This window comes from Bacteroides sp. 3_1_13, from assembly GCF_001185845.1.
GTDB classification, from domain to species: domain Bacteria; phylum Bacteroidota; class Bacteroidia; order Bacteroidales; family Bacteroidaceae; genus Bacteroides; species Bacteroides xylanisolvens.
This window is the reverse complement of the sequence record NZ_KQ236958.1, coordinates 217,794-230,676: the sequence shown is the minus strand read 5'-3', so window position 1 is coordinate 230,676 and position 12,883 is coordinate 217,794. Positions and strand designations below refer to the sequence as shown.

Here is a 12,883-nt window from a genome sequence, read left to right as displayed (position 1 = left end):
CATTATCAGAACTTTTTTAACTCTCCTATTTTATATCTAATAATATTAATAATCAGAAACTTTGCCAAACAATAGGTTATGATTATTCTTGCATCTATAACTAAGAATAACAAACTATTAAAATGATATTCAATTATGGATGTATTACATTTAAACGAGCAGCTCCCATGCCTGCTAACCTACTTGCAAAATGCCGGATATTCATCTATGTATATAGATTATGTGAGTAAATTTGGTAAATGGTTGTCTGATAATTTTAAACAATACCAGTGGGAAAATTATGCCGATGTGGAATGTACATTGGCGGATTTGTGGTCTAACAAGTACACACTTAGGAATAAAGTCCGTTTATTGCGTGTAATCCGGCAGTATGCGGAAGAGGGTATATTTCCGGATGGACATAAACATTACCACAAGCCGTACCACTATGACTTGCTCAACAAAGAATATAGGAAAGTCGTAGATATTGTCAGCGCTTCTATCGACCAGCAGAAAAGGTTCTTTCGAAGTGTGAGGTCTGCACTTTGTTCCTTCTTTTTTGATTTACAAAGGTATGGAATGGCTACTCTTGCATCAATAACTGAAGATGCTATACTGCATGTATTCTCTCCAGAAGAGATGCCAATGAAAGGACATTCTTTCAAATACAATGTAGAATATGGCTTGAAGGCATGTGTACCGTATTATGGAGAAGCTGTCGGACGGATAATCTCATACTTGCCCTCCATACCAAACAAACGAAAAAACATTCAATATCTCACGAAACAAGAACTGAACGCTATCAAGCATACACTGGAATATGACGACACTGTTTCATTACAAGATAAAGCTATTATAACAATTGCCATGTACACTGGGTTGCGTGGTTGTGATATATCTGGGCTGACTTTCGACAGTTTCGATTGGCAACATGACCTAATAAAAATTACACAGTCAAAAACCGGTAATCAGTTAATACTGCCTCTTCGTGCTGTGGTTGGAAATGCTATTTTTGACTACTTACAGAAAGAGCGGCCGATATGTCCGGATCCATACATTTTCCTTACAGTAAATGCGCCATACCGAAGACTACACACAAGTAATCTCGATGCAATATGCTCAAAACTCATGTACAAGGCTGGAATAAGGTTACAATCCAAGGAAAGAAAGAGCATACATTTATTCCGCCACCACGTTGCAACAGCCCTGCTACAGTCAGGTGTACAACAACCTGTCATAAGTGCTGCTCTCGGACATTCATCGCCAGAATCCCTTGATCATTATCTCAGTGCGGAATTCAAACGCCTGAAAGAGTGTTCACTAAGTATAAAGGGATTCCCTATGAGAAAGGAGGTGTTTGATAAATGAGAGCACAATCATACCTTTCTCCAATAATAGACGGATACATAAAATACCGTAAAGCATCCGGACGTGACAGTTACAGCTACATTAAGAATGTGATTCTGTTCGAACATTTTTGTACAAGAGAATATCCGGCACAAGCAGAACTTACACAAGAAATGGCTGATAAATGGTGCAGACAAAGGGTATCAGAGAGTACCAATTCTTGTGTGTCAAGAATTTATCCCATACTCAATTTCATCAAGTACATGAAAAAACGTGGTTTGACGAACATTGATTTACCACAAGTCCCGAAGTCAGTTCCACGAACCTATATACCACATGCTTTCACACGTCAAGAATTGGAACGCTTTTTTAATGCCTGTGACAACATAAAACCGAGACGCGGTACGCTTTCTGTCATTCAACGTATAATCCTGCCTGTATTTTTCCGTCTGTTATACAGTTCCGGAATGAGAACGACAGAAGCAATTTTATTGGAACGGGAAGATGTAAATTTTGAAAACGGAGTAATTTCCATCAAGAGGGGTAAAGGGTATGACCAGCATTTTGTTGTCCTTCATGATACAATGTTGGCACTGATGCGCATCTATGACAGAAAGATTTCCGAATTGATCCCCAACCGCAGAATCTTTTTCCCAACGCCAGATGACAAACCGCACAATCCTGCTTGGGTAACATATCACTTTCGGGTGTTGTGGCAAGGTTGCAATAAACTTCATGCCACACCGTATGAGTTAAGACACAACTATGCCATTGAGAATATAAACAGTTGGATCCACCAAGGATTTGCCATTCACGACAAGTTGCTTGCTTTAAGCAAAAGCATGGGACATAAGCAGATAGAGAGTACTTTGGCTTATTATTCTTTGACACCTGCAATCTCAGACATCATGGAGTTCGATGATATAGAAATGTACGAATCGTTAATACAAGGAACAGATGAAGAAAAAGATTAATCCGCAAGCGGTACAGATAACCTGTTATCTACATGACTGGCTCGAATACTATGTACCTTCAATAAAGGCATGTAGTCCTCACACAAAAAGAAACTACAAGGTTTCCATGACACTCTATACTGAATTTCTTAGAAATGTGAAAGGTGTTTTGCCAGAAACATTGAATGCGGAGTGTTTTCGTAAAGAATACATCATGGAATGGATTATCTGGATGAAAAACAATAGAGGCTGTACTCCTACAACATGCAATGTGAGACTGTCCGCTTTGCGTGCCTTCTTAAAATACATAGCGGACAGAGATGTGACTTATATGGCTCTATTTCTACAAGCAGAGAATGTACCGAATGAAAAGACTACCAAAAAGAAAGTTGCCGGACTTAGCAAGCAAGCAGTCAATGCCCTGTTGTCCGCACCTGATCAAAGAACGGCAACAGGTTTTCGAGACTTTACATTGATGTTGCTTTTGTACTCTACAGCTGTACGCATTAATGAACTTCTTACTCTGAAAATTAGTAATATTGTCATGAATTGTGCCAAACCTCACATGATTGTCATAGGAAAAGGGAGAAAAAAACGGCCTCTTCCTCTTTTATCCAAGCCGGTGCAATGCCTAAAAAAGTACCTCAAGAAATACCATCCAAAGCATGATGATATGGATGCATTGATCTTTTATTCAAAAAGTAAAGGGTTATACATTCCGATGTCTGCCGAAAATGTGAATAAAATGCTGAAAAAATATGCCTCAATAGCTCATAAAACTTGTGAAGATGTACCGTTGGATTTACATGCTCATCAATTCAGGCATGCCAAGGCTTCACATTGGCTCGAAAACGGAATGAACATAGCTCAAATTTCATATTTGCTTGGACACGAATGTATTCAAACCACAATGGTATATCTTGACATAACTACAGAACAAGAAGAAAAAGCTTTGGAAACTCTTGAAAATGAGAATCAAAGAAATATCGCAAAGAAGTGGAAAAACGGGGGGATATGAGTCTTAAAATATCTTTAACGTAAGTTTGATGAATTCAAACCAAAGCCATGCATCAATATACGAAGGATATTGATGCATGGCTTCTTTGGGAAAACAGCAATATGTAGTCATGATCCCAGTATGTTTACAATGAAGTTATTAAAGTTGTAGCGCTTTGAATATTCTACCTGTTCGATGCCCCTGAATATCCTTTCGAGAAATAAATGAAGTATGTGTTTACAAGCCCTTTCAAGATAGAAATATTTTAAGCATCATTTAGCGTATATTTTGCCATCATTACATCAAAATTTACATAAAATCATCTGTCATACAAAATAATTCAGTAAATTTGAAACCAAAACTCCACTTGACCTGTGGGATTTTGAAATAGGTATAACAATGATTAAAAAAATATGAAAAGATGTGACCTGCATATTCATACAGTACCTTCTGTATCAGATAGAGCGTTTACGTACGATAAGGACATTTTGTTGGATTATGTTGCAAAGACAGAATTGGATGTAATTGCTATCACAAATCACAACTTGTTTGACTACGCACAGTTCCAAGAAATAAAGGATGCATTGACTCAAATAGTCGTCTTACCCGGTATTGAAGTAGATTTGGAGAATGGGCATATTCTTGTCATAGCGAATAACGATGACGGGACGCTGTTTGATTTTAATGCAAAATGTGAAGAAGTAAAAAATCTAATAAAAACTAAGGATGATGATATTCCTTATGATACATTCATTAGAATATTTGGTGACTTGAGTAAATATTTACTTATACCACATTATGAAAAAGAACCAAAACTTCATAAAGATACCATCGAAAAATTGGGAAGAAACATAATAGCAGGTGAAGTGTCAAGCGTCAAGAAGTTTATTTATATGGAGAAGGAGGATACAGAGCTTACACCTGTCTATTTCAGTGACTTTAGAATAGAAAAAGGTGTTACACCAGATAAATATCCTGTCAGCCATACATTTTTTGATATTGATCAGGTGAATGTCAATACACTGAAACTCTGCCTAATGGATAAGACAAAGGTTTCACTGACCTCAGAAAAAGGAATTAAACTTTTTCAGATATTCCCGAATGGACAGATGTTGTCAACGGGGCTTAATATTATGTTTGGGAAACGTTCTACAGGAAAAACTCATACCTTGAATGCTATTGCCAGCCGTTTTGAAGGAAGGGCAAAATACATTAAACAATTTGAACTGCTCAATACCAGTAGGAATGATTCTGAACAGTTTGAAAATGATTTAAAAGTAAGACAAGAAAATTCTGCAGAGGATTACTTGCGCGAGTTTGGCATTATAGTAACAGATATATTGAAAACTTGTTCAGCAGATGAGGATGAGATGAAGTTGCAGAAGTACCTTGAAGCGGTTATGTCTTCAGCGCAGCAGAGCGATGTAAACGATGTTTTCTCAAAGTCAAAACTGTTTAATGAAAGCGATTTCAAAGAGCTTAGTTATGATGAGATTAAAAAACTTATCAATGCGACACTGACTTTATTAGAATCACAGCTTTACAAATCGCTTGTCAATAGACATTTGCCCGAAGCTTCACTGAAGTCACTCTTGAAAGAGTTGATAGAACAATGCCGGAAGGATAACGTTGCCAACTTGTACTTCAAAGAAGTTAATAACATAATCAAGATGGTAAAGGAGTCGTTACAATTGAAATCTGCTGCACCTCGTATTCCAAATATAGATTTATACCAGTACTTCATCAATAAGAAAAAGCGTGAAATTTTTGCCCAAGTAGCTATAGCAATAAAGAAAAGCAGAACTATTAGTACAGAAAAGGCCGGACATTTTACAATCAGTGTGTCCGCACGCCCATTTGCGAATGCCACAGATTTGAAAACTGTCGGATTAAAACAGGTGTCACTTACCAACGCATTTGCGAAGTATGGAAACCCTGTTCAGTATTTAGATGAATTGAAAGCGGCAGGTGTTGAGAGTGACCGTATTTATAAGTTGTTTGCAGCCATAGATTACAGGATACTTAATTCTTCAGGCTTGCCCGTGTCCGGTGGAGAACGTTCGGAATTTAACTTCTTGCAGAAAATTAAAGATGCTATTCTATGTGACATTCTCATTATTGATGAGCCAGAGTCTTCGTTTGATAATCTCTTTTTGAAGAACGAGGTAAATAAGTTTATCAAGGAGATGGCAGAGAATATGCCAGTGATTATTTCTACGCATAATAACACAATAGGGGGTTCTATAAAGCCTGATTACATTCTTTATACGGAAAAGAAGATGGAGGCAAATGGAACTCATTTCAACATTTATAGCGGCTATCCAACTGCCAAAGCCTTAAGGGATGTTAAAGGTAATACAATTGAGAACTACAAAATCACGTTGAACAGTTTAGAAGCTGGTGAACATGCATATTCAGAAAGGAAAGACATTTATGAAACACTTAAAAATTGAAGATCGGAAAGCCTATTTTACGAGAGGCGAAAACTGGATGGTTGTAACAGATATGACCAAGGAAGATTTATTGAATCTTGCTCATGCGGCTATAGAAGAAGAGGATTTTGAAACAGATGCATATGATGAAGCATTGCTCCCAAATCCGGCACACAAGATTATTTATCAGCAGATTAATGGCCAATTGATGGAATTACATAATCGAAGAGCGGCTTTTCAAGAAGAAGTGAGGAATATATATAAAGACGCATATAATAAGTATTGTATAGAATAATCTTTGTAATTTAATACTACAAAGTAAGATAGATTTTACTTATTACAATCTTTTTAGATATTTATAATTCGTCGAACTCATGTTGTTTTTTAGGATTGTGTAAATGATAATATGGGCACTATACTTGTAAGTGTGGTGCCTCTTTTCTTACAAAACTATCCATAAATAATCCAAACCAAACTAGGCTAAAAAAGGATGGGTATCAGTTAATTATCTCATATAATAAGAAAATTAAAAAAGTTCTGATAATGGCTCTCATCTATGAAGATGTGGTCGATGCCCATCTGCTTGAAATCCACCACGTCGTCCGTGCGTGACTTTATGGCGTGTTCCACCTTCTCCAGCTTCGCTTCAAGGTTGTGCTTGCGCTTCTCCAATCCTTTCAGCATCGCCCGCGACACGTTCTTTCCCTGCTGCCGTAGCACTTCGAGGTTTTCCTCCACCGTGTCAAGCTCTGCTTGCAGGATGCGCTGCTGCAATTCCGGCGACTGCGGTATCTTGCCGAACTGGTCGTGCGACATGATGACGCAATCGTAGTCGTTGTTCTTTATATTATTGAAGAAGCGCACACGGTTGGCGGTCGAAAAGTCCTTCTCCGAAGCGTACAGAATACGTGCGTTGGGATATGCCGCCTGATAGGTGGCTGCAATCTCCGCAACGTTGGCTTTCAGCCCGATAATCATCGGCTTGTGTGCCAAATTCAGACGCTTCATCTCATGCGCGGCGATGCACATTATCAGCGTCTTACCGGTTCCCACCTCGTGGTCGCAAATTCCGCCGCCGTTCTGTTTCAACATCCAGACGCAATCCATCTGTGAGGGATAGACGCTCTTGATACCCCGGCTTGCCAGCCCTTTCAGGTTGAGGTCGGGAAAGGTCTGATGGGAGCCGTCGTAGCGCGGGCGCACGAAACAGTTGAACTTGCGGTTATACATCGTCACAAGCCGCTCCTTGAACTGCGGCGACTGCTCTTCGAGCCATTCGGAGAAGCCGTTTCGTATCTCGTCAATCTTGGCGTTGGCGAGTTGTATTCCCTCGCTGTCGCGCATCTTGATGTCGTTGCCATGCTCGTCCTTGCCGATGGACTTCATCATGTCAGGGCAGGTGTTGTGCAGGGCGTGTTTTAGGAGGTGCATACCGTCATAGTTCCGGTAATACCCCTTCACCAGAAACTCGTCCGTGATTTTCATGGTGCGGTAGCCGCACACCACCGAAAACTCGTCCATGCTTGCGGAATAGGCGATTTTCACCTCCGTGTCGAACAGCCGGCTCATGTAGGCGGCATAGACACCCGTCGGAATCCAGCGTTCCCCGAAATTGAAGTCCAGATCCTCGAAGGCGATGCGCTGCGGCTCGGCATCTTTCAGAGCCTCCAACGCCTGCTTCACCTCCGGCATACGCTCATTTTCGGGATTGTCACCCATCCATGCCTCTATGCGTTCCGCTTTCTCTATGACATTTCCGGCGATGAAACGGTCTTTGATTTCGTAACCGGTCACGAGCGGATTGTAGTAGATGCGCCCTTGCAGGGCAGTGAGCAAATCCTCCGCCGTGCTGTCGGTTATCTCCCGCATATAGTCGAGATTGACCGTACCATATTTGTTGAGCGACGCAGACAGGGCTTCTTCGGGAGAGCCTACGTTGGCATGGCTCTCCACCGCGAAGGAAACAGGATGCTCGAAGATGTCCGCCTTGACGAACTTTCCGTTTTCCATCCGTTCCAGCGAAAGGATGTCGCGCCCGCCCGCATCCATCATCACTAACTTCACGTTCTGCTTGGCGTTGAGGTTGCCGTAGCGCATGACAAACTCATCGTAACAGGTATTCAGATGCTCTCGCCACGGAACATTTGCCTCGCGCCGGAGCGATTCATAACGGTACAGACGCTCGTAGGCGTCACGCAGCGACACATACAACAACGCCTTTTCCTTCTGGTATCCTTTCAGGTCGAGCGGCTGGAATGTCGCCCCGTATGGCGTGATGTCTTTCAGGTAGCCGATGTTATGACGCCCCCGGTCAGCCACCAGCGACCCTTCGCGCAGGTGCATCTCCGGCGTGCGGTGGTAGGCACGCGGAGAAAGGTCCACGACTTCCTCCTTCGGCTTTTCCGCTTCGATGTCGGGGAAAAGGAAAGTCCCCACCGCTTCCGATGGGGTATCTGTAACGGCAGGTGCGGCGACTGCCTCCGGCTGTGTTTCCTCCTGTCGTGGCTGCTCACGGGAAGTTTCCGGCACGGCTTTCACTTCCGTCTTTTCCGCCACTTGTTTCTCGTTATGCTGCCTTGCCAGTTCCCGAAGTTCTTTCCTACGCTCCGGCGTCAAACCCATCATCATTTCATAGAAACCGTTGATGGGAGGATTGGTATCCCAGTCCAGTGTGGCATAGATGTCGTCCGGGTCGGCAGGCTTGGCGGTGTTCTCCGCTTTCACCTCCTTATTCTCCATTGCGGGTTTTGCAGTTGGAGCTGTCGGTGTAACCGTGACTTTCGGTTTGGGCGGAGTGGACTTTGCCGTAACTGCCTTTTTCACCGTCTTTTTCTTTTTGGAGGTTTTCGGTTGGCTGACCTCTTCCGTCATCCCCCAGAGGTCAAGCAGGGTGAGCTGCACGCCTGCGGAATATTGCGGGCGCGGTTCTATCTCCGGCTTTTCATCTGCGGGTTGCGGCTTTTCTGTCGGAGTTTCCACCGTCTGCGCCGAGGATACTGTTTCCAATTTTATGGCAGGACGCTCTACTTTATTTTGAACGGCAACTTTTTCTTCCGTTCCTGCCTGCCGGATTGAACCCGAATACAAGCGCATGGCAAGCCTGTAATGGAAATCCTCGTCGAGCATACGGCGCAAATCCCCGGCGATGCCTGCTGCCTTGCCCTCGTGCAGATAAACCATAGCGGGCTTCCCGTAGGGGTCTGTGTCAAGTTTCGCCATCGTATGCACGATGCGTTCCGGGTGGTGGATGAAATAGGCGTTGTCGGTCAGGGCGGTTTTCGTGTCCGTCTGTATCACGGTCATCAGCCGCTCGTCCTGCGACATTTCCTTCTTGCTGAGGTTCTTTTGCAGGACAATCAGGTCACTGCCCACCTCCGTGCCCGCGTTGTCCGTGAACAGGTTGTTGGGCAGGCGTATCGCGGATACCAGATTGGCCTGACTGAACAGCTCGTTACGCACGGAGGTCTTGGTGCTATTCAATACCCCTTGCGAGGTGATGAACGCCACGATACCGCCGTCACGCACGGCATCCAGTCCTTTGAGAAAGAAATAGTTGTGGATGGTTTTCTGGGCGGAGCGTCTGCCGAAAGAGTCGCTCCGCTGAAACTCCGCGTCGAACACGGCAATGTCACCGAACGGAATGTTGGACACCGCCAAGTCGAAATAATTGTTGAACGGTCTTTCGATTTTCTCAAAACCGCAGGTGCGCATTTTCTGGTCGGGATAGAGATGCCTCAAGATTGTACCCGTGAGCAGATCCTTCTCGAAAGCCATCACATCCGCATTGGGGCTGTGCCGCAGCATGGAATCCACGAACACGCCGACACCTGCCGACGGTTCGAGCATACGGGCGGGGCGGACGCTGTAATCTGCCAGCACGTCCGCGATGGTGTCGGTTATCTCTTTGGGGGTGTAGAAAGCGGTCAGCACGGACGCTTTCAGCGAATCCACAAACCGCTTGTACTCTGTTTCGTCCTTGCTGTTCTCACGGATAAGCCTGTGCAGCTCCACCGTCGGGGCGAACAGTTCGAGGTCGGATTTCGCCCACCGGACGGCATCCGTCAGTTCCTTTGCAGGGTTGAGGATACATTTCAGACCGCCGAAACCGCAGTACCTTTGAAGTATGGCACGCTCTTCGGTTGTCGCTGTCCTATTTTCCCTGTCAAGGATGAATGCCGTCCGTATCGCCTCGATGTTGTCCCGCAGTTTCTGTTTGCGGTTAAACGCCATATTCGTCTAAGTAAAGGACGGTTGCTCCCGTCAGCTCCGTGTAGAGCAGGTCGTAATCGGAAGACAGGGCGAAATTGTCATCCGAGAGGTCATAGACGGAGAACACGTTGCCGACAAGCGGCAGCAGTTTCAGGACAAAGGCTTCACGCTTCTCTTCCGGCACTTCATCGGCAAACTCGTTTTCCACGACTTCGCGGAGGATGGCGTAACGGGAATAATGCAGCCCGCGCAGCAGCGTGTCCATCGCCAGTTCCTGCGCACCATCGGCGGGATAGCCTTCAAGCCGTGCCCTCTCATACGTTTCGGCGGCACGGTCGGCCCGTTCCCGTATGAAAGCGGTGTCGTCAGCCTGTTCAAACTTGTTCGTGCGGAGATAGTCCAGCAGGTACAGACCGTAATAGGAAAAGTCGGTCTGACCCTCGTTTTTCTTCTTGTTGTTCATTACTTTGGATTTAGCGGATTGATAATTAACGGGATAATCGGTTGGAAAAAGGAAGAAAAAGGCACTCGGTATCCCTCCGAGTGCCACCACTAAATCCAAAGTATGAGTGTAATCCGGTATCGAAGAACAATTCATTACTCTGAACAAGTGGCAAAGTTAATACTATTTCTTCCGTCCTGAAAATTTCTTGTCCTTTTTAGCCTCCGGGAACACAAAAGTCGTGTTATATTCCCCGTCAAAGGCGACAACAGCATCGAAACTCTTGCCCTGTTTGCTCTTGAACCCTTTGAGCAGCTTGGTATGCCCTTCGGTGAGCAGGTCTTTGATTTCATCGTCGGACAGGGTGCGTCCCGCTTTCAGCCGGAACACGGGCAGTCCGCACTCCGTGTTGTCGCAGCGTACCACCTTGCCGTAGAACCGCATCCTGCCCGTGCCACACTTGGGACACGCGCAGCCGGAGTCACGGCTGCCGAAGAGCTTGTCGCACGAGATCAGTTCGGAGGTTATCTCACGTGTGTACGCCTCTATCTCCTTGCGGAAGGTGTCGTCGGACAGTTCCCCGCGCTCGATACGCGCCAGCTCCTTTTCCCATTCGCCCGTCATGGCAACATCGGCGATGCGCATCGTCTTGACGACGGAATTGAGGGCAAGTCCTTTTTCGGTGGGAACAAGCGACTTCTTGCAGCGTTCCATGTAACCGCGCTTGAAAAGCGTTTCGATGATGGAGGCGCGTGTGGCGGGAGTACCGATGCCACAGTCCTTCATCGCCTGCCGCAGTGCGTCGTCCTCAATTTCCTTGCCCGCCGTTTCCATTGCCGAGAGCAGGGTGGCTTCGGTATGCAGCGGCTTGGGTTTGGTCTTTCCTTCGGTAATGGACGAGCCTTTCGGTGTCAGCGTGTCGCCTTCCTGCCAGCCGGGGATGGTAATTTCCTCTTTTTCCTCGCCATAGACGGCACGCCATCCGGTTTGCTTCACGACGCTGCCTTTTACGGTAAACTCCACTCCGGCACATTCCGCCGTGACAGTGGTCACATCCTTGACGCATTTCTCAGAGAATGCCTCGACCATGCGCCCGGCAATCATCTGATAGATGGTATTGTCCTCTTTGGAGAGGAAGAGCGGTTTCTCACCCGTGACGAGCAGGGCATGGTGGTCTGTCACCTTGCCGTCGTCCACGCTGCGGCGTGTCGGGGCGGCTTTTGCCCGCACCTTGTCTTTCCATTCGGGCTGTGTGCCGATGAAAGCGAGCAGTTTGGGAATTTCGGCAAACACGTCTTCGGGGATGTAGCGGCTTCCCGTTCTCGGATAGGTTATCAACTTCTTTTCGTAGAGTTTCTGCGCGATTTCAAGCGTCTGTTCCGCCGTGAAGCCGTGCTTGGCGTTGGCTTCTTTCTGGAGCGTGGTCAGGTCGTAGAGCAAGGGAGTTTCCTCCGTCTTCTCCTTGCGCTCGGCTTTCGTGACAGTGGCGCAACCTGCCGCCTTTACCTTATTACCTGTTGGCGGAATTAATTTAGTGCATACTTAATTCTGCCAATGGGCTTGTCGTTAATGAAGTTTACGTATTGCAGAATGGTAAGTGCACTAATTTTGCCAATGATTCTGGCAAACAAACCATTCGTTATTTTCGCGTAGTTCCTGATGACCAAGAACTGGTCTGTAAGTTGTGAGAATATTGTCTCAATCCTCTTTCTTGCCTTTGCAAACGGAATGAATGTCGGTTTCCAATCCTTTTGGTTGAGCCGATACGGACACTCCAGTCTTATGTGTGCGGTTTCGAACAAGTCAAGCTGTACGTCAGCTCCAATATACCCTTTGTCACCATAGATGCTACAGTCGTGATAAGTATGTTTTACATCCTTCATATAATGGAGGTCAGCCACACTTGCCTTTGACAGATCATAGGAATGGATAACTCCACTTAACCCACAGAGAGCGTGTAACTTATAACCAAAATAATACGTGTTCTGCGAAGCACAGAAGCCGAAGTCGGGAGCTTGCGAGAAATTGCCGGCACGCCCCATCTTGCAACGTTTTCCTCTTGCAACCCTACAGACCTCTATCGGCTTGGAGTCAACAAAGAATTGTTCCTCTCCGCCATCCATTTCCATGGCAATCCGCTTGCGCAGTTCCTCACACAGGCCTGACGTTTTCTTCCTGCGGTCATTGAACTGTCTCCTTGATATGAGATTGGGAATGCTGTCCTTGTATTCTTGCAATTTATAGTCGAACAACCACTTCTCACTATCAATGCTCTCGGTCTCTGCCGTCAGGGATAGCGCCACCACTTCCAAATCCGAAAACTTGGGAACAGGACCACGACGTGGAACATTACCCGAATCATTGACGAGATTTTCAGAGAATTGCTTGCATATCTCAAGTATTTTGACGAATTTTGCATAAAGGTTGTACATACGATGGTTTGAACTTAATGTTTTAATCACCACTAAGTTACTAAAAATCAGCGACATGTACAACTTTTTACTCATATTTATCAACTTAAATT

The 12,883-nt window shown here is 45.2% G+C and carries 7 protein-coding genes and 2 pseudogenes; 5 read left to right on the top strand and 4 right to left on the bottom strand.

What is annotated here, in order from left to right; genetic code table 11:
* The first annotated feature begins 135 nt into the window (after positions 1 to 135).
* The 5 genes from HMPREF9009_RS24265 to HMPREF9009_RS24245 all read left to right on the top strand — a co-directional run bounded on the left by HMPREF9009_RS24265 (position 136) and on the right by HMPREF9009_RS24245 (position 6,003).
* On the top strand, positions 136 to 1,347 hold the full coding sequence (locus HMPREF9009_RS24265) for a tyrosine-type recombinase/integrase (protein WP_049702043.1): 1,212 nt from the start codon (positions 136 to 138) through the stop codon (positions 1,345 to 1,347).
* Positions 1,344 to 2,300, top strand: a complete 957-nt coding sequence (locus tag HMPREF9009_RS24260; RefSeq protein WP_049702042.1) for a tyrosine-type recombinase/integrase — start codon at positions 1,344 to 1,346, stop codon at positions 2,298 to 2,300. Before HMPREF9009_RS24265 ends, HMPREF9009_RS24260 begins: the two co-directional genes overlap by 4 nt.
* The gene (locus HMPREF9009_RS24255; protein WP_049702041.1) at positions 2,284 to 3,297 is read left to right on the top strand and encodes a tyrosine-type recombinase/integrase; all 1,014 of its coding nucleotides are present in this window, start codon (positions 2,284 to 2,286) and stop codon (positions 3,295 to 3,297) included. The genes HMPREF9009_RS24260 and HMPREF9009_RS24255 overlap by 17 nt, the downstream gene beginning before the upstream one ends.
* Positions 3,298 to 3,689: 392 nt before the next feature.
* Positions 3,690 to 5,729 (top strand): phosphotransferase, encoded by a 2,040-nt coding sequence (locus tag HMPREF9009_RS24250; protein ID WP_049702040.1) that lies wholly within the window; start codon positions 3,690 to 3,692, stop codon positions 5,727 to 5,729.
* Positions 5,710 to 6,003, top strand: a complete 294-nt coding sequence (locus tag HMPREF9009_RS24245; protein WP_049702039.1) for a hypothetical protein — start codon at positions 5,710 to 5,712, stop codon at positions 6,001 to 6,003. Before HMPREF9009_RS24250 ends, HMPREF9009_RS24245 begins: the two co-directional genes overlap by 20 nt.
* 248 nt (positions 6,004 to 6,251) lie before the next feature.
* Here the strand turns inward: HMPREF9009_RS24245 and HMPREF9009_RS24240 are convergent.
* The 4 genes and pseudogenes from HMPREF9009_RS24240 to HMPREF9009_RS24225 form a co-directional block, all read right to left on the bottom strand.
* Positions 6,252 to 9,938, bottom strand: a pseudogene (locus HMPREF9009_RS24240) (N-6 DNA methylase); the annotation flags it as partial.
* Entirely contained in the window at positions 9,928 to 10,380 is a 453-nt protein-coding gene (locus HMPREF9009_RS24235) for a DUF1896 domain-containing protein (RefSeq protein WP_004304266.1), read from the bottom strand. The gene HMPREF9009_RS24235 and the pseudogene HMPREF9009_RS24240, both read right to left, overlap by 11 nt.
* A gap of 162 nt (positions 10,381 to 10,542) precedes the next feature.
* Positions 10,543 to 11,871, bottom strand: a pseudogene (locus HMPREF9009_RS24230) (DNA topoisomerase); the annotation flags it as partial.
* 14 nt (positions 11,872 to 11,885) lie between these two features.
* Positions 11,886 to 12,866, bottom strand: coding sequence for an IS982-like element IS1187 family transposase (locus tag HMPREF9009_RS24225; protein ID WP_032536584.1), 981 nt, complete (start codon positions 12,864 to 12,866; stop codon positions 11,886 to 11,888).
* Positions 12,867 to 12,883: the final 17 nt, after the last annotated feature.